The sequence below is a fragment of the Wolbachia endosymbiont (group B) of Chesias legatella genome (assembly GCF_964026945.1).
Lineage (GTDB): Bacteria > Pseudomonadota > Alphaproteobacteria > Rickettsiales > Anaplasmataceae > Wolbachia.
The window spans coordinates 1,148,380-1,172,080 of record NZ_OZ034711.1; the positions used below are offsets into that span (position 1 = coordinate 1,148,380).

Sequence of the window (23,701 nt, forward strand, 5' to 3'; positions counted from 1 at the left end):
AATATCCTATACTCTTCTTTTTTTCCTTAGTCTACACCCATTATGAGGTATCGCCGTTTTATCTGCAATTGAAGTGACAGTCAATCCACAATTCCGAAGTGCTTTAACTGCAGCTTCTGCACCAAAACCAGGACCACGAATTATTACAGAAACAACCTTCATACCAAATCTCTCTATTACTTTCTTCGCAGCAGAATCGGCAACCTTACCTGCAGCATAAGGTGTGGATTTTCTCGAACCAGAAAAACCACATGCACCAACAGAAGTCTGGTAAAGCGTATTACCACAAACATCAGTCACATTTACAAAAGTATTATTAAAAGTTGCACGAATATGGACAATACCAGTAATAAACCTTTTTGTATTCTTACCAACCGTTTTAACTTTTTTCATAAAAACTCACGATAATAACAAATTTTATTTTTTTCCAGCAATAGGCAATTTAGATCTGCCTTTACGAGTTTTAGCATTAGTATGGGTTCTTTGTCCCCTCACAGGCAAACCTTTTCTATGCCTTAATCCTCTATAGCAACCGATTTCCATTAAAGATTTTATATCCATAGCCACTTTTTTTCTGAGCTCACCCTCTATGACATATTTTTGCCTAATAAAACTACTAATTTTCTCTATATCTTCATCTTGTAATTCTGAAACACGCTTACGCTCATCAATTTTACAGCTACGACAAATTATATTCGCAGTAGTAATACCTATACCATGTATATAAGTTAATGCAAAAGGAATACACTTCTTCACCGGAACATTTATGCCTGCAATACGTGCCACTTATACCTCGATACTTTATTAATAATAACTCTTAATTTATACCATAAAACAACTTATAGTCAAATCAAATTACAAGAAATTTTACTTTCAATCTCTTGCATTACTCTATCAACACTCAAATTAGCGTTAATTGTTAACAACTTGTCCTTATAATACTCGCGCAAACCCTCTATCTGAGAATGATATTCTCTTATCCTCTTATTAATTGCAAACATATTAGCATCATCAATTCTCTTCTCCAATCTCGTACTTTTACATTTAGCACAAGTAGTATTCTTAAAAGAAGATATACTATATATACTTTTACAATCCAAACAAGTAAGACGATCTTTTAATCTATCAATTGCAATATTATCGTCAAGCTGCAACTCAATTACAAGATCAACATCCCTATTGCATCTTTTTTGCAAAACTTGAGTTAAAAAATGAGCTTGATTTAAATTTCTTGGAAAACCATCTAACAAAAAATCACCATCTATTAATGCAAGCTGGTCACACAATAATTTACATATAACTTCATCTTGAATTAAATTACCAGATTCAACAGTATCCTTTATTCCTTTACCTAATTTACTCCCACTAGATATAATATTCCTTAATAAATCTCCTACTGAAACTAATTTAAAATTATACTTTGCTATTAACAAACTGGACTGAGTACCCTTACCAGAGCCAGGAGGACCAAAAATTGTAATAATCACTTTAGTCTCCTTGTTTTAGACTCATATTTCTTTATCCAACTATCGTACCTATTTGAAAAAACATAAGATTGTACTTGCATAATAGTATCAGTAATAACGTTAACTATAATCAGCAAGCTCGTCCCACCAAAAATAAATGGTATATCATAATGATACCTCATAATTTCAGGTATAGTACATATTACCACCAAATACGCAGACCCAATAAATGTTAATTTAAAAACTATATCTTGAAGATAATCAGAAGTATGTTTTCCAGGCCCTCTACCAGGAATAAAACCACCATTTTTCCTAAGAAAATCAGCATTTTCCTCTGGATTAAATATAAAATTGGTATAGAAAAAATTAAAAAGTACTATAAGTATTAAGTAAGTTATAATGTACATCACTTTATTTGCCATAAAGTAGTTTAAAATAAAATCAGCAATGGCATGACCTTTATAGAAATTTGCAATTGAAATAGGCGTTAATAGAATTGCGTTAGCAAAAATAGTTGGTATTACACCAGATAAATTGATCTTCAATGGAATGTAAGTAAAATCATCATTATGTAATTTTTTAAACTGTTTTTTGGGATATTGAACAATTACCTTTCTATAAGAAGATTCTGTAAAAATGACTAAAAGGAGCAGTAAAAAAAACAATGCTATAACAAAAAGGGTAATGAAAAACGACATACTACCATTTTTATTTAATGTTAGCAGAGATGATAAAGCATTATGTAATTCAGATGTTATGCCAGTAAAAATGATTAATGAGATACCATTGCCTATACCGCTCACACTGATCCGCTCACCAAGCCATATTAAAAATATAGTTCCACCTAAAAGGCTAAAGACACCTATAGTACGAAACATAATACCAGGTTCAACTACAACTAATACCCCTTCCCTATTCATTCTTTCTAACCCTATTAAGATCGTAATTGATTGAAAGATACAAAACACTATAGTCATATAGCGTATATAAGAGTTCATCTTTCGACGTCCTAACTCTCCTTCATTTTTAATTTCATTGATTCCTTTAACGGCAGAAGATAATAATTGCATAACTATGGATGCAACTATGTATGGCATAACGTTTAATGCCAAGATCGTCATTCTAGCTAAAGCGCCACCAGAAAATAAATTAAATACTCCAAAAACACCAGAACTCTCTTTTGGAAATATATCATTGATTATATCAAGATTAACTCCAGGAATAGGAACATAAGTGCCTAAACGATAACAAACTAAAGCCATTAGCGTAAAAAATATACGCTTTAGTAAATCACTTTTATATAATAACGTAGAATCCAAACTATTAAATGCAAATTTACTGCTCATGATTTACGATAGTATTTCTACACTACCACCAACTGAAGCTACAGATCTTTTTGCAGCTTCTGATGCAAAATCAACATGAAACACAAATTTTTCGCTTAATTTACCCTTATTAAGAAGTTTGATTTTACTTTTAACAGATCTGATAAAACCTAATTTATGCAGTAGCTCCTTATCTATGATAGAATCCTTGACTATTTTTTTAGCTTCCATTAAGCACTGTACATCACCAACATTAAATATAGAGTATAAGTTTTTGCGTATAGGCTTAAAACCTCTTTTAGGTAAACGAGTATATATAGACTGCTGTCCACCTTCAAAACCATTTATAGAAACGCCACTTCTCGCTTTTTGCCCTTTATGCCCCCTACCAGATGTTTTACCTTTACCACAACCAATACCTCTACCTAATAATTTAGGCTTCTTTTTCTTAGATAATTTGGTAAACACAGAATTTAATTTTACAGCATCATTCATACTTTACCTATTTCCAACTATCTCACTAATCTTTTTACCCCTCTTACCTGCCACTTGGCGAGGAGATAACATAACATCAAAAGCCTTAAATACTGCACATATAATATTATGGGGATCATTTGATCTAGTAGACTTAGCTACCACATCCTTTATACCTAATACCTCAAAAACCGACCTCATTGCTCCACCAGCAATAATACCTGTTCCAGTTCTTGCAGCTCTTAAAACTATCTCACCAGAACAAAATTTAGCTTTAATATCATGATGTAAAGTTCTACCTTCACGTAAGTACACCCTAATCATCGACTTCTTTGCAGCATTTACAGCTTTCACTCTTGCTTCAGCAACCTCTGCGTGTTTACCTATTCCACATCCTACCCTACCCTTACCATCACCAACAACAACCAAAGTTGAAAATGAAAATCTTCTACCACCTTTAGTAACCGTTGTTACCCTTCGCACTGAAACCAAAAGTTCTGATAAATCATTATTATTTTGTAAATTCTTTACAGCCATATTTAAAACCTTCTAAAATTTAAATCCAGAGCTTCTTAAAGCCTCAGCAAATTGAGAAATCAATCCTGTATACTTATATGCTCCCCGATCAAAGACGAACCGCTGCTGCAATTTTGTACTAGGCAGACGCTCAATCAATAAAGAAGAAACCTGTTTTATAGTTTCAGCATTGACCCTACCTTTACATACATTCCTAATTTTATCATCCAAAGTAGAAGCAGAAGCTAGGGTTATTCCTTTTGCATCGTTAATCAACTGAACGTAAAAATGTTTATTAGACTTAAATACGGATATACGTAAACGTCCAGCGCTCTTATCGAGCTTCGCTCTATTACGAAGTTTCCTTTTTTCATAGCTACTTAAAAAATTATACAATCTTTTCATTTTAATTACTTCTTTTTATTTACAACCTTACGCAGCATAAATTTGCCTTTTATTACAATACCCTTACCTTTATAAGGATCATATTTTCTAATTTTGCATATATCAGAAGCCACCATATAGACTTTTTGCTTATCCATACCGCGAATCACTAAATGAGTTGGCTTTATACACTTAATCTCAACGTCTTTAGGCACTTTATACTTAATATTATGACTATAACCAAGATATAAAGTCAAATACTTATCATCACATTCTGCTTTATACCCCACACCATTAATCTCAAGATCAACAGAAAAATCATTAACCATACCGTTAATCATGTTATTAATATTACTTCTATAAGTGCCCCATATAGATTTTATTTTATCATAATCATCCCTGCCTTGATCAACAGAAAGTAACAATTGATTATCAACTATCTGACACAGAATGCCACTACACAAGTTCAGCTCTTTTTCTGCCCTAACACTTCTTATTAATACCCTACCATCATTATATTCAACTGAAAGATCAGCAGGAATATTGATAGGTGCGGCACCTATACGAGACATACATTTCTCCTATCATTTAAAATACACGACACAAAACTTCTCCACCAACTTTTAATCTACGTGCATTATAATCGGTCATCACTCCTTTCGGTGTAGATATAATAAAAATTCCAAGACCATTATATGCTTTAGAAATGTCCTTACACTTAGAATAATAACGACAACCGGGCTTTGATACCCTAGCTATATCATTAATCACAGGTGATTTATCATAATACTTCAACTGCACAACAAGCGAAGGGATACTATCACTCTCTTGCTTTTCATAATTAAGAATATACCCTTCCTCTTTTAAGATCTTCAATATAGAAGAATTCACTTTAGAGAATAGGACTCTTGTTTCCCTATGCATTGCCAATTGAGCATTACGTATTCTTGTTAAAAAATCACCAATACCATCAGATAACGACACTATTACACTCCTTATATCACATTTACCAACTAGATTTTGTAACCCCTGGAACTTGTCCAAAAGAACACAAATCACGTAAAACAATCCTACATAAACCAAATTTTCTATATACTCCTCTCGGCCTACCAGTTAAAGCGCATCTATTCCTAATTCTGATTTTAGAAGAATCTCTAGGCAATTTTTTAATCAGCTTACTTTGAGCTGCAAACCTTTTTGCAATAGATAAATCCTTATTATTCATTATAGATTTTAATTCTTCCCTTCTCTCCCTATACTGATCGCATAACTTTATTCTACGAAGATTCTTCTGTATCATGGATTTTTTTGCCATATATATTTTCTCTCAATTATCAAAAAAAGGGAATTTAAGAGCCAGTAATAATTCCTTTGCTTCCTTATCACTAACTGCACTTGTTATAATATTAATATCCATACCTCTAATTTTACTTATTTTATCATAGTCTATTTCTAAAAATGATATATGCTCCTTGATACCAAGGGAAAAATTACCATGACCATCAAATTGCTTCACACTAAACCCTCTAAAATCTTTTTCCCTTGGCAAAGCAATATATATTAATCTTTCTAAGAATTCATACATTTTATTTCTACGCAAAGTCACTTTACAACCTACAGTTGCACCTTTTCTAATTTTGAAACCAGAAATAGATTTTTTTGCAAAGGTTAACACAGGCTTTTGCCCAGTAATCAAATGTAGATTATCAAATGGCTCATTTATCGCTTTATTGTCCGTAGCAGCATCTCCAACGCCCATATTGATACACACCTTGACAAGTTTAGGCACTTGCATTACATTGCCGTAATTAAACTTATCCTTTAAGGATTTTACTATATTATCTTTATACAATTGTTTAAACATATCAACCTAATCTATCACTTCTCCAGAAACTTTTGCAAAACGCACTTTTCTACCATCTATAATCTTAAATCCTACTTTAGTTGGAGTTTTACACTTAGGATCCAATATTGCAACATTGGATACATCAATAGCTAACTCTTTATTCAATATACCACCACCACTACCAGCTCTTGGTTTAGTATGTCTCTTACACACATTTACGCCAGAAACAACTACTTTCTTTTTAGCATCACGTATTATAACTTTGATTACCTTACCAATTTTTCTCTTATCTTTACCAGTTAAAACTATAATATCATCACCACTTTTTATTTTAGCACTCATTATAAAACCTCATCAGCTAATGACATTATTTTCATAAAAGAACCAGATAACAACTTTTTTACTGGACCAAACACCCGAGTGCCAAGTGGTTCACCTTGATCATTAATTAAAACCACAGCATTGCTAGAAAAACGAATTACAGAACCATCAGATTTCTTAACACTATTTTTTACTCTAACAACAACTGCTTTATATACTTTTCCTTTTTCAACTTTACCTTTTGGGTTAATAGACTTAGTAGATATAATAATCGTATCACCTACAGATGCAGATTTCCTACCACCTAACAAGCCAATACAAAGCACTGCACGCGCACCAGAATTATCAGCTACTTCTAACAATGTATTTTTTTGAATCATATAAATACCTATTCCTTTTTAGCTATTGATAACAACCCATTTTTTAGTAACAGAAATAGGCTTATGTTCCTGTATTAAAACCCTATCTCCCTTTTTGCAACTATTATTCTCATCATGTGCTGTATACTTCTTGTATTTTTTAATAACTTTTTTATACAGCCTATCCTTATACACTTGTAACACCGAAACCTTTACAGTCTTATCAGACTCAGCATTAGTTACGACACCACAAAAAACCTTCTTAGGCATTTTTTCCCTCTCTCTTTCTTCTATTTAATACAGTTAGACTACGAGCTATGCTCTTTCTTATTAAGCTAAAACGCGAAAAATTGTTGCACTGGCCCAGCTTTTTTTGAAAAGCCAAATTAACAAATTCTTTCCTCAAATTCACAAGAAGTTCATGTAATCCTTGTGAAGATTCTGATTCAAATTTAACTATATCCATTGCAACTCCATTCAATTATGATTAGATATAAATTTACACTTCATAGGAAGCTTAGCAGTCGCTTTTTCAAGCGCCAATCTTGCTAAATGCATGGGAACATCACTACTAATTTCAAACAAAACCCTACCGGGCTTAGCTTTAAATACCCAAAATTCAACACTACCTTTCCCTTTACCCATACGTACATCTGCTGGCTTTTTACTAACCGGGGTATCAGGAAAAATTCTTATCCACACTTTACCAGAGCGTTTTAACGTTCTAGATATTACGCGCCTTGCAGTTTCAATATGCTTAGACTGAACCTTACCTACTTCCATAGCTTTTAATCCATAATCTCCAAAAGACAGCGTGCTACCACCCTTAGCATTACCCTTGATTCTCCCCTTAAATACCTTTTTATATTTACTCTTTTTGGGAACAAACATTTCAATATACCTTAACTACCAACATAAACCCAAACTTTAACTCCTATAATACCACATATAGTCTTCGCTTCACAAAAAGCATAATCTATATTAGCACGCAAAGTGTGTAAAGGCAAACGACCTTCTTTGTACCATTCAGTACGAGCTATTTCAGCTCCGCCAAGACGCCCAGAGCAACTTACTTTAATACCCTCAGCACCCATCTTCAAACAATTTTGAATAGCTTTTTTCATCGCTCTTCTACATGAAATCCTTTTTTCTAGCTGATGTATAATACTCCTTGATATTAAAACTGCATCTATTTCAGACTTTTTAACTCCTACTACATTCACTTCGACACTACTTTCTACTTTTTTAGCTATTTTTTGCTTTATCTTCTCAACATCCAAACCTTTCTTACCTATTATAACTCCAGGCTTAGAAGAATGTATTATCACAGACACTAAATTAATTGTACGCTCTACAGTTACTTTAGAAATACCAGCATGCTTAAAGGATTCATTTATATAACTGCGAATAAATAGATCTTGATGCAATTTCTGTTTATAATCGTCTGTAGCACACCAAACAGAATCCCAGGTATTACTATTTATTTGCAATCTAAATACTTTAGGATTAACCTTCTGTCCCATATTTTTACACTTTCCTTATTAATTTTCCATTTCTATAAATCATACAATTTCTTTCAATTTTATAGTTATATTACTATAAAATTTGCTCATTCTATTAGCCCTACCCATAGCTTTTGGATATACTCTACGCAAAGTAAGTGACTTACCTATTAAAATTTCCTTTATATATAAATTATCAACGTTCAATCCATAATTATTTTGAGCATTAGCAATTGCAGAATTCAACACCTTCATTATAAAACCGGCAGCCTTTTTTTCACAAAATCTTAATTGTACATTAGCAAAAGAAACTTTTTTATTACGCACTAAATCAGCAACCAAATTTAATTTGCGAGGAGTTGATCTTAAAACCTTAGAACCAGCCTCAACTATTATATCCCTATTTTTCATATCAATTACCTACCTTCTTGTTGCCTTTTTATCACCACCGTGCCCAGTAAATTTACGAGTAGGTGAAAATTCACCAAATTTATGACCTATCATATTCTGATTATCAACACTAACAGGAATGTAATCTTTACCATTATAAACAGCAAACTTTAAACCCAAACAATTAGGAAGAATTACAGAAGCCCTGGAATGAATTTTTATCACCTTATTAATAGAACCCTCTTTTAAAGCTCTCTGAACTAATCTTAGTACAGATGGATGTAAAAAAGGTGGTTTCCATACAGATCTACTCATAAATTAACCTTTCAATTTTTTTATATACTTATCACTAGATTTATTTTTTTTCCTAGTTTTCTTTCCTTTTGTTGCAACACCCCAAGGAGTAACAGGATGACGACCGCCAGAAGTTTTTCCCTCTCCACCTCCATGAGGATGGTCAACCGGATTCATTGCAACTCCACGTACAGTAGGTCTAATCCCAAGCCACCTACTTCTCCCAGCTTTACCCAACTTTCTATTCTTATGGTCAGGGTTAGATACTACACCAATAGTAGCCTTGCAAGAAGATAAAATCAACCTAATTTGACCAGACCTGAGTCGTAATAAAACATATTGGCCATCACGACCAACGATTTGTGCATAACAACCAGCAGCTCTAGCAATCGCAGCACCATTACCTGGCTTCAGCTCAATATTATGAACGAAAGAACCAACAGGTATATGCTTGAGTAATAAACAATTCCCTGGCAAAATATCAGCATCATCTCCAGCTATCACAACATCACCAGGCTTCATACCTTGAGGAGCTAATATATAAGATTTAGCATCATCTTCCTTATATGATACTAATGCTAAAAACCCACTTCTATTTGGATCATACTCTATTTTCTCAACTATACCCTGATCACTTCTATTACGTTTGAAATCTATAACTCTATACTTCTTCTTGTGACCACCACCTCTATGACGAGTTGTAATTCTACCATGATTATTTCTTCCACCACTGGATTTTTTACCAAATACAAGAGACTTCTCCGGCTTATCTTTTGATAAACCAACTTTACTTATTAATACAGTCCCACGAGAAGACGGAGTAACAGGATTAAAAAATTTCATACCCATATTAAACGCTCATTATATCTAATTTTTGACCATCTATCAAAGAAAAATAAACCTTTTTTCTCTGTTTTTTACAACCAATCACACCCCTAAACCGTCTATATTTAGGTTTAACTCTAATAACATTTATAGAAGAAATTCTGACATTAAATAAAGACTCTATTGCCGATTTTATTTGACGCTTATTTACATTTACAAAAACATACAAAGAGTATTTATTAAACTTCTCTCTTAAAAGAGAAGCCTTTTCTGTGATTACAGGAGATTTTATTATATTATTATATTTAATCATAACAATCTACCTTCAAGATGCTTTAAAGTGTCTTTTGTTAACATCACGCATTCATGATTCAATATATCAAAAACATTTAACCCAATAGGTTTGATTAAATCTACATAATGCAAATTTTTAGCAGCACGTAACAAATCATCTCCATAATCACCAACTATTAAAAAAGAAGAAAATTTAAAATTTTTAATATATTCACACATTTTAGATGTTTTCTTCACATCAACATTTAAACTATCAAGAACAATAACTTGATTATTTAAATATTTTAGAGATAAAGCAATTTTCAAACCAAACTTACGTACTTTTTTATTAAGAGAATAAGCATGACTCCTCACAACAGGACCAAAAATAATTCCACCACCTCTAAACTGAGGAGATCGCAAGCTCCCCTGTCTCGCCCTACCGGTACGTTTTTGACCATACGGCTTAGCTGTTGTACCAGAAACATCACTGATACCCTTTGTTTTATGAGCACCAACTCTTCTCTTTGCTAATTGCCATCTCACTATATCATGCAAAATACTCAATTTTTGCTTGGCAGAAAATATCAAGGGATTAAGCTCAACACTACCTACATTATTATTAGATAGATCAACTAATTCACATTCCATAACTAACTCACCAAATTATTAGCATCATCACTCATATTCAACAGCAGACCTGCTGGAAAAGGAACATCTTTATGTAAAGGCTTTTTAACTGCATCTCTCACAAAAACATAAGAGTTTTTAAACCCAGGAACATTATTACCCTTTACAGCAATTATGCTATCTTCATAATCAATGGATAATATTTTCATATTCTGTACAGTTACTCTGCTATTACCTAAATGACCAGCCATTTTCTTCCCCCTGAATACTCTACCAGGATCTTGACATTGACCAGTAGAACCTTGTGATCTATGAGCAATAGAAACGCCATGAGATGCCCTAAGCCCACTGAAGTTATGCCGCTTCATCACACCAGCAAACCCTTTGCCTAAAGAATAACCCGTAATGTCAAGATATTGACCAACCACAAAATGATTGATTCCCACTTTTTTACCACATTCTATTCCCGACAGGTCATTTAATCTACTTTCGTATAACTTACATTTATTATTTATACCCTTTTTCTTTAAATATTCCAACTGAGGTTTTGCTATATTTTTAAAATCTCCTGTGCCTAAAATGACTGAATTATAACCACATTTATCTTGTCCTTTTATATCAATAATATAAGTTTCGCTGAGATGCAATAAGGTTACAGCCATGCGACTATTATCAAAATACATAGCAGTATGGCCAACATTCGTCATTAACAAACCAATTCTCCTAAGCGAATTTATTCTCTTCATTTCCTTTTCCTAAATATTAACTTCCTTAACCTTTAAATCCACTTCTACACCAGCAGAAAAAGATAAATCTGCAAGCATCTTCATCAGAGTAGAAGTAGGATTATGTACAACAATTAACCGCTTAGAAATTCTCATTTCAAATTGCTCACGAGATTTTTTATCAACATGAGGAGACCTATTAACAGTAAATTTAGAATCTTTTCTTGGCAACGCAATCGGACCAGATAAATCTGCATTAAACTGCTTTAATTGATCAATAAACTCGCGAATACACTTTTCCAACAAAGAACAATCGAAAGCTTTGATTCTAATATATATATCTTGCTTCATCTTAGTTATTACACTCATTCTAAAATTTCCGAAACAACGCCAGAACCAACAGTTCTACCACCTTCTCTTATCGCAAAACGCAATCCTTTATCCATTGCTATTGGTACTTGCAACTCCACTTCTATACTCACATTGTCCCCTGGCATTACCATCTCCTTTCCATCTAGCAATTTTATGCTCCCAGTTACATCCGTTGTCCTTAAATAAAACTGTGGCTGATAATTTCCAAAAAATGGTGTATGCCTCCCTCCTTCTTCTTTCTTCAATATATACACCTCCGCCTTAAACTTTCTATGCGGGGTTATTGTCCCTGGTTTTGCCAATACTTGCCCCCTCTCCACTTCTTCTCTCTTTGTTCCTCTTAGTAGTATTCCTACATTGAGTCCTGCACTTCCCTTATCTAGCAACTTCTTAAACATCTCAACACCAGTACATATCGTCTTTTGCGTCGCTTTCAGACCTATTATCTCTATCTCATCTCCTGCCTTTATCTCCCCCTTCTCTATTCTTCCTGTTACTACCGTCCCTCGACCCGATATTGAAAATACATCTTCTATTGGCAACAAAAACGGCAAATCTATAGGCCTTGGAGGTACTGCCACATACTCATCTAACTTCTCCATCAATTTATCTATTGATTTCTTTCCATACTCACTACTATCATCCTCTAATGCTTTTAACGCAGACCCAACTATCATAGGCACTTCATCACCTGGAAATCCATACTTACTCAGCAACTCTCTCACTTCCATTTCTACCAAATCTATCATATCAGCATCAGCAACATCAGCTTTATTTATATATACCACGATATATCCAACACCCACCTGTTTTGCCAGCAATATATGCTCTCTCGTTTGTGGCATCGGCCCATCAACCCCTGATACTACCAATATCGCTGCATCCATCTGTGCTGCACCTACTATCATATTCTTTACATAATCAGCATGTCCAGGGCAATCAACGTGTGCATAGTGTCTCTTTTCTGTTTGATATTCAACATGCGCTGTTGCTATTGTTATACCTCTCTTTCTTTCTTCTGGCGCTTTATCTATTTGATCATATGCTACAAAATTACCATAATGCTTTGTTATCGCCGCTGTTAACGTTGTCTTCCCATGATCCACATGTCCTATCGTTCCCACGTTTACATGCGGCTTTCCAAATGCTTCTACTATCGCTGTCATAATTTTAACTCTTCTACCTAAAATACAAATACATCAACAAATAATATGTTGATTTTATATAAATACAACAAAAAAAGAGCGGATAGTGGGAATCGAACCCACGTCACTAGCTTGGAAGGCTAGAGCTCTACCATTGAGCTATACCCGCACAATGGAGGAGGTAGGATTCGAACCTACGTACGCAATGCGGACAGATTTACAGTCTGTTACCTTTAACCACTCGGTCACTCCTCCACAAAAATCTGTTAAGAGAACACTACCTTAACTTAAGTTTTATTATTCCTAATATTAAACATCCAAATCCAAAAGATCAAGTAATAAAAGCTAATCTAACTGATTTCAGTTAGATTTTACTTTTATATAACAAAATATTGTCAATAAAACGCCCAAATAAGTAATGTGAATCATGTGTACCTGGCGCTTCTTCTGGATGGTATTGAGTAGAAAAGACTGGGTAATCCTTCATCATTATCCCCTCTACACTATTATCAAATAGAGAAATATGAGTAACTTCAACGTTACTTGGAAGAGAAGCTGAATCAACAACAAAACCATGATTTTGGCTAGTTATCTCAACTTTTTTACTCTCCAGATCATAAACTGGATGATTACTCCCTCGATGACCAATATCCATCTTGACAGTCTTTGCTCCCAAAGTAACTGCAAGTAATTGATGGCCCAGGCATATGCCAAAAACTGGTATTTTAGATTTCACAATAATTTCTATTTCTGAAATTACACTCTCTCCTATCTCTTGTGGATCACCAGGGCCATTTGAAAGCACTATACCATCTGGATTCATGCTTAATATTTTGTGAGCAAAACCTGTATCTGGTTTGACTAATTCAACCGTACAATCAAGTTCTACTAAGCGTGAGATTATACTATTTTTTACACCGAAATCAACAATTACAACCCTATATTTTGCATTAAGAGCGCTTTGAAAGTTATTACTTAAACTGACTTTCTTAGTTATTTCTATTCCATTTACAGATTTGTATTTCTTCAATTCATCTAATATATGTGCCTCACTTGACGGACATATCATTCCATTTTGAGATCCATGTTTTCTCAAATATCTCGTCAAAGCTCTAGTATCAATTCCCGATATCCCAACTACATTATTTTTCTCCAACCAATCATTTAAACTAATATATGAAGAAGAGTGAGACATAGGAGAAAGTTCACGCATAACCACACCACTTGCAAAAACTTTTTCTCCTTCATTATCTTTGTGATTTATTCCAACATTACCAATATGAGGAAAAGTGAACGCTATTATTTGATCAGCAAAAGAAGGATCTGTTATAGTATGCTGATAACCTGTCATACCAGTGGTAAAACAAACTTCACCTATGCATTTGCCTCTTTTACCTACCGATTTTCCCAAAAAGCACTTGCCATCTTGTAAAACTAAAGCTGCATCCTGCATTTAATTCTCTCAACTCATTTAAAATATTATATAAGAATTTTAAATTACAAGTAAGCAAATACTAAACTTCCCTTTAAGTTTATATAAAATTCAAAATTATAAGTAGCTTTCTTTTTTTATTATTTAGCAAAATTATAGCAAACTTAACTTGTGTGAATAGGCAATAGTCATTACATTCATACTTCATGTTATATAAATTCACATGGATAGAAAAACTTGTCTCATTACAGGAGCATCATCTGTCATTGGAGAAAGTCTAGCACGGTTGCTCATTAAATATGGATGATTTGTGGTTGGCATTGCAAGGCGCACTGAAAAACTGGAAAAATTAAAAGAAGAATTAGGTAGTAATTTTTTACCTATAACATGTGATGTAAGCAAAAGTGAAAATATTAAAAACTCGTCTGATTTTTTAAAAAAGCAAAATATTATACCAAATCTCTTTTTTCTTAATGCAGGATGTGGCGAAATAGAAGATAAGTTTCATACCAACATTCATAGAAAAACATTTGAAACTAATTATTTTGGAGTTATCAACTGGATTGAAGAATGGATTCATCATAATTCCTTGGCAACTTTTGCGGTTATATCTTCTCTTGTTGCTATGCATGCAACACCACATGCTTCTGCATACTGTGCCAGCAAAGCAGCACTAAAAAGTTGTTTTCAATCACTAAAAATCCAATATGCTAACAGTAGCACAAAGTTTATCACCATAATGCCAGGGCCAGTAAAAACAGATATGTTTAAGTCTAATAAACCACTTCCCTTCATATGGGAGCCAGAAAAAGCTGCAGCATATATTTTAAAAAGTATATTTAAAGGAAAGAAAGTTATAGCGTTTCCAATTTTCTGGCGGTTATTTTTTCATATTTTACAAATTCTTCCCACTAAAATGACTGCAAGAATCTTACGATAATCACCAAATCTACCATCTTGTAAAGCTAAAGCTCTTCAAAACTCAATCGCAAGCTTCTCCACACAAAAACATCTTGACTATCGCATGTTTCATATTATATGAATAAACTATTAATGAAAGTGGAGGGTTGCAATGCCTAATAATACAGGTCAGTCTAAAAAAATAAATGAGAAATGGTTGTTTATAGGAGGTGCTTCACTGTTTCTTGTAATAATGCTACCATCAATTTTTCTCTTAGCAAAAATAGCTATGATGTTTGTTATAATCTCAACTACAGCAATAGCAATAAAAATTGCCTCAAAAGCAATATCAAACGTTTTAGAGGATAAAGAGAATCAATCAACACAAAATAAAATTATAAACCTAGCTATTGGAGCAGTGTCCATACTTGCGGGTGGGATATCATTACTTATTACAGCAAAAATTGGTTTCATCGCAATATGTTCAACTATAGCTATTTTAGCTCTGTACGAATATATTAAAGATGAAAAAATAGGTAAGGATATAAATGATAAATTCGATAAAATAGCTAATAATACAACTGAGTTTTGCGTCAACAGCATTGAAAAACTTATTCCATCACAAAGTTGTGAAGTGTAATCTTTTGTTTATAAATTTTTAGATGAATGGCTAACCAGTGCTTCTTCTCTTGTCATCCCAGTGCTTGACACTGGGATCCATCATCACTAGAAGCATTGCATTTTAACATTACTTTTATAGTCATAAATTTAACTAGATTCCAGTGTCAAGCACTGGAATGACATTGTTTATTATATGCCGTATTGCAATATTCGTACAGCTGTGTACGTAAAACTGGAATGACATGTTCGTAAAATTACGATAAAAAATTACTTGACAAACTCTAATAGTTTTGTTACCATGCACAGTGAAGGTGTTCTAGAGCTCGGAATCTATCTTCGTCTGCAGACTTTTCAATTCAATTAATCTATAATCTTCAGTTAAAATATATTTTAGCTATACTTCGGTCGTAGCTGTATACATTTTTCTCAATCTTTTTTATTAGTGGAGGACTATCATGTTTAAAACACTGAATTACGCATATCATTGACCTACATGTCTTTAAAGGACAGATGGTACCTATGTCCTTTTTATATAAATTATTGTGTTTTTATGTCTTTTTTAGCAATGTCATTTATTGTTTTACGCCCCAGTCTTTTTCAAATATTGCGAGCCCTTGATCAGTAAGTGGATGATTAATTAACTGTCTAAGTATTTTTGCTGGCACAGTAATTGAATGAGCACCAAGCCGTGCAGCTTCTATTACATGTGCTGGACTTCTTACTGATGCAACAAGAACTTTTGTCTTAAAATTATAATTAGAATATATAGTGCATATATCTTCTATTAGCGATAAGCCATCATAGCTTATATCATCAAGGCGACCAACAAAGGGAGAAATAAAACAAGCACCGGCCTTAGCGGCAAACAGTGCTTGTCCAGGAGAAAAACATAATGTAATGTTAGCAGGTATTTTATGTTCTGTCCACAACTTTTTACAAGAAATTAATCCTTCATGTGTAAGAGGTAACTTTACTACGATATTACTAGCGATTTTCGCTAACTTAAGGCCTTCCTTAACCATATCTTCATGGCTATCTGCAACAACTTCAACACTAACAGGCCCTTTTATAATAGAGCATATTTCGCTTACTAAATCTTCGTACTTATCTTTATGTCCAGATTTTGCTATTAAAGAAGGATTAGTTGTTATGCCATCAATGAACTCTTTTAGCTCCTTAATTTCATTCAAATCAACACTATCAAGAAAAATTTCCATATTATTGTCCTATTAAAAACCTATTTTTACAAAATATTGTCATCTTTGAAAAGTATTAAATAAAATCGGATTTTTAACTCAACTCAATTTTCAGTCCGTTAGGAAAGAAAATATTGCACTGAGACACAGTATAGCGCTTTCCTTAATTGGTTGCATTTTATTAACAAAATTAGCATAACCAATTTCTGAAGTTTACTAGCTTTACGTTCAATAGAAATTCTTGCATAGCCTAAAACTTAGTGCTACTATTAGTATAGTAACACAAATAGGTAGTGAGGAACAATAAACAAAATGACTAAGTTCGAGTTTAACGCTCGCAATTAAATTCAACTAAAAAGGTTAATATAAAAGGAGTTAATCACTCCTAAAGTAAATATATTATCAGAACAATAGTAATAGGGGTATACTATGTCAACAAATTTCCCGACATTGAAAAACATATTAGCAGAGCTGAAAAGAAAAAATAGCATTACTGTTTTAGAAGAACATTGTCAGGAAAAATGGGAGGTTTATGACTTGCTCATGGATTTAACAAATGATGAAAATTTTAAGCAAGCATATATAGATCTATCTTTCAACAAGAGCTTTAAAAAAAACTTTATAGAATTAGCAAATCAGGCAAAAAAAGCTGTAAGTAAGTATTTTAGAGACAAAGACATAGACCTTCGAGCTTTTTATGTAGAAACTAACAATTCTGATAAAGTGTTAAACATTAATCTTATTAATTACAATAGAAGTGAGCCAATAAGAATTAGTGATATCTTACAGCAAGAAAGGGATATTAGCACATTGAATATCTATTGCGATAAAAAGCATGACATATACGCTTACCGAAAAGGTAAGGAAAGACATTATGAATTTAAAGAGGGTGCATATTATGAAATGACAAGCACTTGGCCTGTGCAGGACAAGGATGGGAAAACTTTTACCTGTACTATGGTTATGAATGTAAGTAATTCTGGTATAACTAAAGTACTACAGTTTAATGGTAAAGATTTTGAATCGCCACCTGAGGAGTTTTTGGAATTAATAAGACAAAATGAAGAATTATATATTCAAGGTCTCTCTCTACATGACGCTGTCAAAGCATTATTGAAAAAGAACAAAAATGCTAACATTGCACCGGCTGTTAGTAATCTGCAAAATAACGAACATATCGTAATCAATCAAGACGAAAAGATGAAAGATCTTGAAAATGATGCTAAAAGCAATCCTATTCTTTCTTTCACTAGCAACAATGTATCAGAGGTTAATCCACAGCAGATTGCAACTCAGGCAATTGCAACTCAAACAGAAGTTAATTCACAACAACTAGATCAAAAGCTTACAAAAGCTGAGCAAGAAATTAGAGAATTAAATGAGCAGAGGAACAATTTACAGCATAGGCTCGAAGAGGCCAAGCAAGAATTTGAAGAGCATAATAGTGATTTACAGAATAAACTTGGAGAAGAAAAGCAAAAAAATGCAAAATTACAAACTGAACTGACACAAAAAGATGAAAAACTAGCAAATATGTCAACAGAGCTGCAAGAAAGAGCGCAAGAACTTGAAGGTGCATATGAAGAAAAGAAAGACCTGAAGAAAAAGCTGGAAGTTGCCAATGCAGGAAAAGAAGAGTTGATAAGTGAGTTAAGAAAATTGCACGAGGAATTAAATCAACTGAAAGAAGAAAAGTATAGTTTGGAAGACAAGCTTGATCAATTAGAACACTATAGCAATAGTACAAAAGAAAGCAGTGAACAACAAATATCAGATTTGAAAGAAGAGTTATTATTACTAAAAGAAGAAAATCAAGTGTTAAAAGCAAAGCAAGTAGAATCAGAACAAGAACTCGTGGAGGCTAAGCAAAAAATTGAGGAATTGGAGGAACAGTGCAATGATTTACAAGTTGAGTGTAAAGAAAAGGAACAAAGACTTGAGAAAGAAATGAGTAAAACAGATGAGCGAATAATCCAGCTCAATAAGGAGCAAGAGCAGAAAATTCAAGAAATTTATGGAAAAAATAAGGAACTGGAAGAAAAGGTAGAAGAACTGAAGGAAAAGCTAAAAACTGCTAATGTAGAACAAGAGAAACTACAAGGTAAATTGAACCAGTTTGAAAAAAAAGAGGAAGAGATAGAGGAAGCAGAACACATGATAAGTGCAAGGGATAAGTGTATAGCGAGTTATAAATCTCAAATACAAAATTTAGAAAATGAGCATAACGCACATTTGGAATCTGATGAACAAGAGGCAGATCAGCTAACGTGGGATTTTGAAACGTTAAAGAACGAGCTAGAGCTTAAAGATGAGCAGATCGAGACAATAAGAGGGCAATTACGGCAGGAGATAGAAGAAGAAATAGTTAATAAGTACCGTCCATCACTGGAATTAAAGTTTAAAGAATATGAAGATGAGATTGAAAGATTAATAAGAGAAAAAAAAGAGCTAAAAGGTACAGTGCAATACTTAAATAGCCAAGTAGAACTGTTAAGTCCAGTAATTGATCAAGTACTTGTTAATAAAAAGGAAGTTTTTGATAACAATTCAAAAATGTTTTACCAGCTTACAGAGGAAATTGATGATTCAGAAAAAAAACCTAGGTCTTTAAGCCTTGATAGCGCATTTCATAGCGATCACTGTAATTCACTTCTAGACTTAATCAGCAGTCCATCAAAGGTGTGTAGCCAAAGTCAGCGTGGAAATTCTTAAAGATGCATATGAAACCAGCGGCTTCTTTATTCAAGTAGCCCCTCTTGTCATCCGAGTAGTGTGACACATAGCTGTACGAACATTGCAATACGGCACATAATAAACAATGTCATCCCAGTGCGTGACACTGGGATCTGGACATAAAAACATTTGCAAATTATGCAATGGACAACAGATTCTAGGAACATATGTTAAAATCATATCCATGATGAAAATAAGATAGATCCCAGTGTCACGCACTGGGATGACAAGAAGGAAGATACTGGAATGACATCTTCCCTGAACCATAATGTTCGTACAGTTGTGTGTCAGCTACTTGAAGTGGGAATGACAAGAGTAAACTCATTTCTTGAACACAAAAAGAGCCCCTAAAGAGATTTGACATCAAGATAACTTAAATATATACCAACTCTCTTATCTTTTAATGATTCCTCATCATGAGTCAAATGATCAAAAACCTGAATTTGATTCGTTATAATGCTACAATTATTATTTGCAACCTCTAATATACCATTATCAATTACAACTTTTTCCTTTGTCTGGTTACTCATTTGAACAGTAATTATACCAGGCAATAAATAAATTAAGTAAGGAGAATGGTAAGCTAAAATCACTAGCTCTCCTTCAAGCCCATTCACTGAAAGCGAAACCACTTCATCGAATGAAATTCGATTATCAGGAGAAAAAAATTGCACCTTAAAAGTGTTCATAATCTTTAATGTCCGGCTCCAACTTCAGCTTTTATTGATTCAGCCTTTTCTATTGCTTCACTTATACTTCCCACCATATAAAAAGCAGCTTCTGGCAGATGATCATATTTACCTTCAATAATTCCTTTAAAACTAGAAATAGTATCAGAAAGTGAAACAAATTTGCCAGACATGCCAGTAAATACCTCCGCAACATGAAAAGGTTGAGAAAGAAACTTCTGAATTTTACGAGCTCTATCAACAATAATTTTATCTTCATCAGATAGTTCATCCATACCAAGTATTGCGATAATATCTTGCAGCGACTTATAAGTTTGCAATATACGTTTCACTTCAGAAGCCACATTATAATGCTCTTCACCAATGATTTCAGCAGATAAAGACTGAGAAGTTGAGTCAAGTGGATCAACAGCAGGATATATACCCATTTCAGCTATCTGCCTTGACAATACTGTAGTGGCATCAAGATGAGAGAATGTCGTTGCTGGAGCTGGATCGGTCAAATCGTCTGCAGGAACATATATAGCCTGTACAGAAGTAATAGAACCAGCAGTAGTTGAGGCTATTCTCTCTTGCATAGCGCCCATATCAGTCGCAAGAGTTGGCTGATAACCAACAGCCGACGGTATTCTTCCAAGCAAAGCAGAAATTTCAGAGCCAGCTTGAGTAAAACGGAAGATATTATCTACAAAAAATAGAACATCTTGATTTTCATGATCACGAAAATACTCCGCCATAGTTAGTGCTGTTAAAGCAACCCTAGCCCTTGCTCCAGGAGGTTCATTCATTTGACCATAAACCAAAACGGCTTGAGATTTTTCGTGCTCATTTATATCTATTACATTCGAAGTAATCATCTCGTTATAAAGATCATTACCTTCACGCGTTCTCTCTCCTACTCCAGCAAACACAGAAAATCCTTTATGAGCTTTTGCTATGTTGTTAATCAGCTCCATTATCAGAACTGTTTTACCAACACCAGCTCCACCAAATAAGCCAATTTTTCCTCCTTTAAGATAAGGAGCAAGAAGATCTATAACCTTTATTCCTGTAACTAAAACTTCTTCCTGTATCTTCTGCTCAGTAAAACTTGGAGGTGATCTATGTATAGGTTCTAAATCATACTTTCCTTTTAGCGGACCACACTCATCTATAAGCTCCCCTACAACATTAAAAATCCTTCCTAAAGTTGAGCGTCCAACCGGAACTGATATTGGTGCACCTGTATCAACAAACTCATCACCTCTTGACATACCATCTGTGCTATCCATAGCAATGCAACGAACTATATTGTCACCTATATGTTGTGAAACCTCTAAAACTAGTTCCTTGCCCTTACATTTTAGTTTGCTTTTTAAAGCATTAAATATCTTAGGTAACTCGCCTTCAAATTTTAGATCAACAACTGCTTGAGTTATCTTAACCGTTCTACCTATATTCATCTCTTTCATCACCTAACACTATAATTCTATAAAAGAACTTCTAAAAAATAAATCTTATATTATTAACAGAAATTTTGCAATATTAAAACACTTACTAGTTACGTTTCATTATAAATAGTGCAAATGCATTTAATAGCCAAGTAATAACAAATAACACTAAACTAAGCGCATAAGCAGCAAGAGTTTGCACACTATTGAAATCCTGATCTCCGGTAAGTAATGTAGCAATTTGTACAGTGATAGTAGTAACTGAATTGAGAGGATTAAAGGTCAAATTTGCATTGATTCCCACAGCCATTAGTACAATCATTGTTTCACCTATCACTCTTGAAATTGATAATAAAATTGCACTTAAAATTGTAGGCATTGCATAAGGTATTGTTATATGCCATATAGTTTCCGCTGGAGTTGCACCAAGCGCCATAAAACCATAACGCAAACTTTTTGGAACAGATCTTATAGCATCTTCAAGCAAAGAAATAATAAAAGGAAGAATCATTACCCCGATCGATAAACCAGCAATCAAAGCACTTTCTGAGTGTATACTTAAATTAAAAAAATTTGCTACCTGCTTTATAAAAAAAGACAAAAATACAACTGAGAAGTATCCATATACAACAGTAGGAATAGCAGACAAAACCTGTAAGGCTGTATTAGTAACATAACGCACTTTTTCACTCGCATACTCACTAATATATATTGCAGAAAATAAACCAAGCGGCACCGCAACTAACATTGCTACAATAGTTATAAGTAATGTCCCCACTAAAAGTGGCGCTATACCAAAACACCCCACCTCTCCTTCGCCAATAATAGCTACATTATGCTTCCATTTTAAGCAAAATAAGAATTCTGAAATAGCTACTTTATTAAAAAAAGAAATGGACTGAACAAAAATAGATAGCATTATAAATAAAGTGATAAAAAGTGATATTGCTAAAGCCATAAATAACAAAAATTTTACCATCTTATTTCTTTTACCTTTAAAGATAAAAATCAGCATAAAAAAAAGTAACGCTATAGAAATAGAAGTTATAAAATAACCATCATAGAATGCTAACAAACAAGGTAGCATCCACATACAACTCAAATATATATAAGACTTAACTTTACTTACTGCTTGAAACTTACTCAAACAAAATAAAAGGATTAGTAAAACAGGTACGCCTATAATTAAATTCATTTTTCCATATATCAAATTTTATTCAACAAGAATGCCATAGAAGTTGACCATTATTTGACAATAGAGCAAAATAATTTAAAATAAATAGTTATATTAATATAAAAACAATGAAAAGAACATTTCAACCAAAAAATTTAAAAAAAAAGCACAAACATGGATTTCGTTCACGTATGTCAACAAAAGCTGGAAGAAAAATTCTTAATAAGCGTCGCTCATTAGGGTGTAATAAATTATGCGCATAGTAAGCATAAAAAAAAAGAGTTTTCCTTTGCTTTTAAAAACAGATTAGCACCTGACAGTCTTTTTTATCGAGGGGTATATATATCACTATATGCTATAAAAGAAAGAGAACCTGAAAAGTATATTCATGTTATTAGAGTAGGTCTGGCTATCAGTAAAAAAGTCGGAAAAGCAGCAAAAAGAAATAAAATAAAAAGGCAATTACGAATGCTAGCTAAAGTTAGCATTTCTAATATAAGTAATGTAGGATACTATTACATAATACTAACCCATAAAAACATTATGCAAGCAGGCTATAAAAATTTACAAAAAGACCTCAATATTTGCTTAAAGAAAGATAAAATAAGAAGAAATTTTCACTAAAGTATTTACAGATATATTTTTTATGATAAGATGAGTAAACTTTTTAAAATAAATT

General features: G+C 33.3%; 35 protein-coding genes and 2 tRNA genes. 5 read left to right on the top strand and 32 right to left on the bottom strand.

Annotated features, from left to right (window positions below; all coding sequences use genetic code 11):
• Positions 1-6: 6 nt before the first annotated feature.
• From rpsK to carA, 28 genes are all read right to left on the bottom strand, one after another.
• Positions 7-393: a 30S ribosomal protein S11 gene (gene rpsK / locus AAGD65_RS05290; RefSeq protein ID WP_006012273.1), complete on the bottom strand. Its 387-nt coding sequence runs from the start codon at positions 391-393 to the stop codon at positions 7-9.
• A 24-nt stretch (positions 394-417) separates the two neighbouring features.
• Positions 418-786, bottom strand: a complete 369-nt coding sequence (rpsM, locus tag AAGD65_RS05295; protein ID WP_006012270.1) for a 30S ribosomal protein S13 — start codon at positions 784-786, stop codon at positions 418-420.
• 59 nt (positions 787-845) lie between these two features.
• A complete protein-coding gene (locus AAGD65_RS05300) occupies positions 846-1,487 on the bottom strand; it encodes an adenylate kinase family protein (protein ID WP_264682356.1) in 642 nt (213 codons plus the stop codon).
• Positions 1,484-2,812, bottom strand: coding sequence for a preprotein translocase subunit SecY (gene secY, locus AAGD65_RS05305; protein WP_010404717.1), 1,329 nt, complete (start codon positions 2,810-2,812; stop codon positions 1,484-1,486). Before secY ends, AAGD65_RS05300 begins: the two co-directional genes overlap by 4 nt.
• Positions 2,813-2,815: 3 nt before the next feature.
• The gene (rplO, locus tag AAGD65_RS05310; RefSeq protein ID WP_006012263.1) at positions 2,816-3,286 is read right to left on the bottom strand and encodes a 50S ribosomal protein L15; all 471 of its coding nucleotides are present in this window, start codon (positions 3,284-3,286) and stop codon (positions 2,816-2,818) included.
• A 3-nt stretch (positions 3,287-3,289) separates the two neighbouring features.
• Positions 3,290-3,802 carry a 30S ribosomal protein S5 gene (gene rpsE / locus AAGD65_RS05315; protein ID WP_010404712.1) on the bottom strand — a complete coding sequence of 171 codons (513 nt, stop codon included), beginning with the start codon at positions 3,800-3,802 and terminating at the stop codon, positions 3,290-3,292.
• A gap of 12 nt (positions 3,803-3,814) precedes the next feature.
• Complete coding sequence (gene rplR / locus AAGD65_RS05320) at positions 3,815-4,186, bottom strand: 50S ribosomal protein L18 (RefSeq protein WP_052265059.1); 372 nt, start codon at positions 4,184-4,186, stop codon at positions 3,815-3,817.
• A 5-nt stretch (positions 4,187-4,191) separates the two neighbouring features.
• Positions 4,192-4,737: a 50S ribosomal protein L6 gene (gene rplF, locus AAGD65_RS05325; RefSeq protein WP_010404706.1), complete on the bottom strand. Its 546-nt coding sequence runs from the start codon at positions 4,735-4,737 to the stop codon at positions 4,192-4,194.
• A 16-nt stretch (positions 4,738-4,753) separates the two neighbouring features.
• Complete coding sequence (gene rpsH, locus AAGD65_RS05330; RefSeq protein ID WP_007302546.1) at positions 4,754-5,149, bottom strand: 30S ribosomal protein S8; 396 nt, start codon at positions 5,147-5,149, stop codon at positions 4,754-4,756.
• 22 nt (positions 5,150-5,171) lie between these two features.
• The gene (gene rpsN / locus AAGD65_RS05335) at positions 5,172-5,480 is read right to left on the bottom strand and encodes a 30S ribosomal protein S14 (RefSeq protein WP_007302545.1); all 309 of its coding nucleotides are present in this window, start codon (positions 5,478-5,480) and stop codon (positions 5,172-5,174) included.
• A 12-nt stretch (positions 5,481-5,492) separates the two neighbouring features.
• A complete protein-coding gene (gene rplE, locus AAGD65_RS05340; protein ID WP_052265060.1) occupies positions 5,493-6,029 on the bottom strand; it encodes a 50S ribosomal protein L5 in 537 nt (178 codons plus the stop codon).
• Positions 6,030-6,035: 6 nt separating this feature from the next.
• Entirely contained in the window at positions 6,036-6,353 is a 318-nt protein-coding gene (gene rplX / locus AAGD65_RS05345) for a 50S ribosomal protein L24 (protein WP_010404700.1), read from the bottom strand.
• Positions 6,353-6,712 carry a 50S ribosomal protein L14 gene (gene rplN / locus AAGD65_RS05350; protein WP_007302542.1) on the bottom strand — a complete coding sequence of 120 codons (360 nt, stop codon included), beginning with the start codon at positions 6,710-6,712 and terminating at the stop codon, positions 6,353-6,355. The genes rplX and rplN overlap by 1 nt, the downstream gene beginning before the upstream one ends.
• 18 nt (positions 6,713-6,730) lie before the next feature.
• The gene (rpsQ, locus tag AAGD65_RS05355; protein ID WP_010404696.1) at positions 6,731-6,961 is read right to left on the bottom strand and encodes a 30S ribosomal protein S17; all 231 of its coding nucleotides are present in this window, start codon (positions 6,959-6,961) and stop codon (positions 6,731-6,733) included.
• The gene (rpmC, locus tag AAGD65_RS05360; protein ID WP_007302540.1) at positions 6,954-7,157 is read right to left on the bottom strand and encodes a 50S ribosomal protein L29; all 204 of its coding nucleotides are present in this window, start codon (positions 7,155-7,157) and stop codon (positions 6,954-6,956) included. Before rpmC ends, rpsQ begins: the two co-directional genes overlap by 8 nt.
• Positions 7,158-7,168: 11 nt before the next feature.
• The gene (rplP, locus tag AAGD65_RS05365; RefSeq protein ID WP_006012233.1) at positions 7,169-7,582 is read right to left on the bottom strand and encodes a 50S ribosomal protein L16; all 414 of its coding nucleotides are present in this window, start codon (positions 7,580-7,582) and stop codon (positions 7,169-7,171) included.
• Positions 7,583-7,593: 11 nt separating this feature from the next.
• On the bottom strand, positions 7,594-8,214 hold the full coding sequence (gene rpsC / locus AAGD65_RS05370) for a 30S ribosomal protein S3 (RefSeq protein WP_264682345.1): 621 nt from the start codon (positions 8,212-8,214) through the stop codon (positions 7,594-7,596).
• Between the two features lie 39 nt (positions 8,215-8,253).
• Positions 8,254-8,604, bottom strand: a complete 351-nt coding sequence (rplV, locus tag AAGD65_RS05375; RefSeq protein WP_007302537.1) for a 50S ribosomal protein L22 — start codon at positions 8,602-8,604, stop codon at positions 8,254-8,256.
• A 9-nt stretch (positions 8,605-8,613) separates the two neighbouring features.
• Positions 8,614-8,898, bottom strand: coding sequence for a 30S ribosomal protein S19 (rpsS, locus tag AAGD65_RS05380; protein WP_010404687.1), 285 nt, complete (start codon positions 8,896-8,898; stop codon positions 8,614-8,616).
• A 3-nt stretch (positions 8,899-8,901) separates the two neighbouring features.
• The gene (rplB, locus tag AAGD65_RS05385; protein WP_264682342.1) at positions 8,902-9,726 is read right to left on the bottom strand and encodes a 50S ribosomal protein L2; all 825 of its coding nucleotides are present in this window, start codon (positions 9,724-9,726) and stop codon (positions 8,902-8,904) included.
• A 1-nt stretch (position 9,727) separates the two neighbouring features.
• On the bottom strand, positions 9,728-10,015 hold the full coding sequence (locus AAGD65_RS05390) for a 50S ribosomal protein L23 (protein WP_015588346.1): 288 nt from the start codon (positions 10,013-10,015) through the stop codon (positions 9,728-9,730).
• Complete coding sequence (gene rplD, locus AAGD65_RS05395) at positions 10,012-10,626, bottom strand: 50S ribosomal protein L4 (RefSeq protein ID WP_006012216.1); 615 nt, start codon at positions 10,624-10,626, stop codon at positions 10,012-10,014. Before rplD ends, AAGD65_RS05390 begins: the two co-directional genes overlap by 4 nt.
• A 2-nt stretch (positions 10,627-10,628) precedes the next feature.
• Entirely contained in the window at positions 10,629-11,351 is a 723-nt protein-coding gene (rplC, locus tag AAGD65_RS05400) for a 50S ribosomal protein L3 (protein ID WP_264682337.1), read from the bottom strand.
• A 9-nt stretch (positions 11,352-11,360) separates the two neighbouring features.
• On the bottom strand, positions 11,361-11,681 hold the full coding sequence (rpsJ, locus tag AAGD65_RS05405; protein ID WP_264683408.1) for a 30S ribosomal protein S10: 321 nt from the start codon (positions 11,679-11,681) through the stop codon (positions 11,361-11,363).
• Between the two features lie 14 nt (positions 11,682-11,695).
• Complete coding sequence (tuf, locus tag AAGD65_RS05410) at positions 11,696-12,868, bottom strand: elongation factor Tu (RefSeq protein ID WP_264682335.1); 1,173 nt, start codon at positions 12,866-12,868, stop codon at positions 11,696-11,698.
• A gap of 77 nt (positions 12,869-12,945) precedes the next feature.
• Positions 12,946-13,016 (bottom strand) — tRNA-Gly (locus tag AAGD65_RS05415).
• A 4-nt stretch (positions 13,017-13,020) separates the two neighbouring features.
• Positions 13,021-13,102: transfer RNA gene (locus AAGD65_RS05420), tRNA-Tyr, on the bottom strand.
• Between the two features lie 109 nt (positions 13,103-13,211).
• A complete protein-coding gene (gene carA, locus AAGD65_RS05425) occupies positions 13,212-14,300 on the bottom strand; it encodes a glutamine-hydrolyzing carbamoyl-phosphate synthase small subunit (RefSeq protein ID WP_264682333.1) in 1,089 nt (362 codons plus the stop codon).
• A 289-nt stretch (positions 14,301-14,589) separates the two neighbouring features.
• Here carA and AAGD65_RS05430 point away from each other — a divergent pair, with 289 nt between their 5' ends.
• Together AAGD65_RS05430 and AAGD65_RS05435 are read left to right on the top strand one after the other, a co-directional pair.
• The gene (locus tag AAGD65_RS05430) at positions 14,590-15,219 is read left to right on the top strand and encodes an SDR family NAD(P)-dependent oxidoreductase (protein ID WP_264682331.1); all 630 of its coding nucleotides are present in this window, start codon (positions 14,590-14,592) and stop codon (positions 15,217-15,219) included.
• A gap of 132 nt (positions 15,220-15,351) precedes the next feature.
• Positions 15,352-15,819 carry a hypothetical protein gene (locus AAGD65_RS05435; RefSeq protein ID WP_264682329.1) on the top strand — a complete coding sequence of 156 codons (468 nt, stop codon included), beginning with the start codon at positions 15,352-15,354 and terminating at the stop codon, positions 15,817-15,819.
• 553 nt (positions 15,820-16,372) lie between these two features.
• On the opposite strand, the gene fsa is transcribed toward AAGD65_RS05435, so the two are convergent.
• Positions 16,373-17,017, bottom strand: coding sequence for a fructose-6-phosphate aldolase (gene fsa, locus AAGD65_RS05440; protein ID WP_007302527.1), 645 nt, complete (start codon positions 17,015-17,017; stop codon positions 16,373-16,375).
• A gap of 408 nt (positions 17,018-17,425) precedes the next feature.
• Between fsa and AAGD65_RS05445 the strand changes: the two genes are divergently transcribed.
• Positions 17,426-19,708: a hypothetical protein gene (locus tag AAGD65_RS05445; protein ID WP_264682326.1), complete on the top strand. Its 2,283-nt coding sequence runs from the start codon at positions 17,426-17,428 to the stop codon at positions 19,706-19,708.
• Positions 19,709-20,076: 368 nt separating this feature from the next.
• Here the strand turns inward: AAGD65_RS05445 and AAGD65_RS05450 are convergent, their stop codons facing one another.
• The 3 genes from AAGD65_RS05450 to pstC all read right to left on the bottom strand — a co-directional run bounded on the left by AAGD65_RS05450 (position 20,077) and on the right by pstC (position 23,043).
• Entirely contained in the window at positions 20,077-20,418 is a 342-nt protein-coding gene (locus tag AAGD65_RS05450) for a F0F1 ATP synthase subunit epsilon (RefSeq protein ID WP_264682324.1), read from the bottom strand.
• 5 nt (positions 20,419-20,423) lie between these two features.
• Positions 20,424-21,860 (bottom strand): F0F1 ATP synthase subunit beta, encoded by a 1,437-nt coding sequence (gene atpD, locus AAGD65_RS05455; RefSeq protein WP_264683407.1) that lies wholly within the window; start codon positions 21,858-21,860, stop codon positions 20,424-20,426.
• Positions 21,861-21,954: 94 nt separating this feature from the next.
• Positions 21,955-23,043, bottom strand: coding sequence for a phosphate ABC transporter permease subunit PstC (gene pstC / locus AAGD65_RS05460; RefSeq protein WP_264682322.1), 1,089 nt, complete (start codon positions 23,041-23,043; stop codon positions 21,955-21,957).
• A 107-nt stretch (positions 23,044-23,150) separates the two neighbouring features.
• Here pstC and rpmH point away from each other — a divergent pair, with 107 nt between their 5' ends.
• Together rpmH and rnpA are read left to right on the top strand one after the other, a co-directional pair.
• A complete protein-coding gene (gene rpmH / locus AAGD65_RS05465) occupies positions 23,151-23,285 on the top strand; it encodes a 50S ribosomal protein L34 (RefSeq protein ID WP_010404613.1) in 135 nt (44 codons plus the stop codon).
• Positions 23,269-23,646, top strand: a complete 378-nt coding sequence (rnpA, locus tag AAGD65_RS05470; RefSeq protein WP_080589533.1) for a ribonuclease P protein component — start codon at positions 23,269-23,271, stop codon at positions 23,644-23,646. Before rpmH ends, rnpA begins: the two co-directional genes overlap by 17 nt.
• The last annotated feature ends 55 nt before the right edge of the window (positions 23,647-23,701 follow it).

Bases quoted from the DNA above. Each gene is read 5' to 3' on its own strand.
- rpsK (WP_006012273.1), bottom strand. From the start codon at position 393: ATGAAAAAAGTTAAAACGGTTGGTAAGAATACAAAAAGGTTTATTACT.
- secY (WP_010404717.1), bottom strand. From the start codon at position 2,812: ATGAGCAGTAAATTTGCATTTAATAGTTTGGATTCTACGTTATTATAT.
- rplO (WP_006012263.1), bottom strand. From the start codon at position 3,286: ATGAATGATGCTGTAAAATTAAATTCTGTGTTTACCAAATTATCTAAG.
- rpsE (WP_010404712.1), bottom strand. From the start codon at position 3,802: ATGGCTGTAAAGAATTTACAAAATAATAATGATTTATCAGAACTTTTG.
- rplR (WP_052265059.1), bottom strand. From the start codon at position 4,186: ATGAAAAGATTGTATAATTTTTTAAGTAGCTATGAAAAAAGGAAACTT.
- rplF (WP_010404706.1), bottom strand. From the start codon at position 4,737: ATGTCTCGTATAGGTGCCGCACCTATCAATATTCCTGCTGATCTTTCA.
- rpsN (WP_007302545.1), bottom strand. From the start codon at position 5,480: ATGGCAAAAAAATCCATGATACAGAAGAATCTTCGTAGAATAAAGTTA.
- rplE (WP_052265060.1), bottom strand. From the start codon at position 6,029: ATGTTTAAACAATTGTATAAAGATAATATAGTAAAATCCTTAAAGGAT.
- rplX (WP_010404700.1), bottom strand. From the start codon at position 6,353: ATGAGTGCTAAAATAAAAAGTGGTGATGATATTATAGTTTTAACTGGT.
- rplN (WP_007302542.1), bottom strand. From the start codon at position 6,712: ATGATTCAAAAAAATACATTGTTAGAAGTAGCTGATAATTCTGGTGCG.
- rpsQ (WP_010404696.1), bottom strand. From the start codon at position 6,961: ATGCCTAAGAAGGTTTTTTGTGGTGTCGTAACTAATGCTGAGTCTGAT.
- rpmC (WP_007302540.1), bottom strand. From the start codon at position 7,157: ATGGATATAGTTAAATTTGAATCAGAATCTTCACAAGGATTACATGAA.
- rplP (WP_006012233.1), bottom strand. From the start codon at position 7,582: ATGTTTGTTCCCAAAAAGAGTAAATATAAAAAGGTATTTAAGGGGAGA.
- rpsC (WP_264682345.1), bottom strand. From the start codon at position 8,214: ATGGGACAGAAGGTTAATCCTAAAGTATTTAGATTGCAAATAAATAGT.
- rplV (WP_007302537.1), bottom strand. From the start codon at position 8,604: ATGAAAAATAGGGATATAATAGTTGAGGCTGGTTCTAAGGTTTTAAGA.
- rpsS (WP_010404687.1), bottom strand. From the start codon at position 8,898: ATGAGTAGATCTGTATGGAAACCACCTTTTTTACATCCATCTGTACTA.
- rplB (WP_264682342.1), bottom strand. From the start codon at position 9,726: ATGGGTATGAAATTTTTTAATCCTGTTACTCCGTCTTCTCGTGGGACT.
- AAGD65_RS05390 (WP_015588346.1), bottom strand. From the start codon at position 10,015: ATGATTAAATATAATAATATAATAAAATCTCCTGTAATCACAGAAAAG.
- rplD (WP_006012216.1), bottom strand. From the start codon at position 10,626: ATGGAATGTGAATTAGTTGATCTATCTAATAATAATGTAGGTAGTGTT.
- rplC (WP_264682337.1), bottom strand. From the start codon at position 11,351: ATGAAGAGAATAAATTCGCTTAGGAGAATTGGTTTGTTAATGACGAAT.
- rpsJ (WP_264683408.1), bottom strand. From the start codon at position 11,681: ATGAAGCAAGATATATATATTAGAATCAAAGCTTTCGATTGTTCTTTG.
- tuf (WP_264682335.1), bottom strand. From the start codon at position 12,868: ATGACAGCGATAGTAGAAGCATTTGGAAAGCCGCATGTAAACGTGGGA.
- carA (WP_264682333.1), bottom strand. From the start codon at position 14,300: ATGCAGGATGCAGCTTTAGTTTTACAAGATGGCAAGTGCTTTTTGGGA.
- AAGD65_RS05435 (WP_264682329.1), top strand. From the start codon at position 15,352: ATGCCTAATAATACAGGTCAGTCTAAAAAAATAAATGAGAAATGGTTG.
- fsa (WP_007302527.1), bottom strand. From the start codon at position 17,017: ATGGAAATTTTTCTTGATAGTGTTGATTTGAATGAAATTAAGGAGCTA.
- AAGD65_RS05445 (WP_264682326.1), top strand. From the start codon at position 17,426: ATGTCAACAAATTTCCCGACATTGAAAAACATATTAGCAGAGCTGAAA.
- AAGD65_RS05450 (WP_264682324.1), bottom strand. From the start codon at position 20,418: ATGAACACTTTTAAGGTGCAATTTTTTTCTCCTGATAATCGAATTTCA.
- atpD (WP_264683407.1), bottom strand. From the start codon at position 21,860: ATGAATATAGGTAGAACGGTTAAGATAACTCAAGCAGTTGTTGATCTA.
- pstC (WP_264682322.1), bottom strand. From the start codon at position 23,043: ATGAATTTAATTATAGGCGTACCTGTTTTACTAATCCTTTTATTTTGT.
- rpmH (WP_010404613.1), top strand. From the start codon at position 23,151: ATGAAAAGAACATTTCAACCAAAAAATTTAAAAAAAAAGCACAAACAT.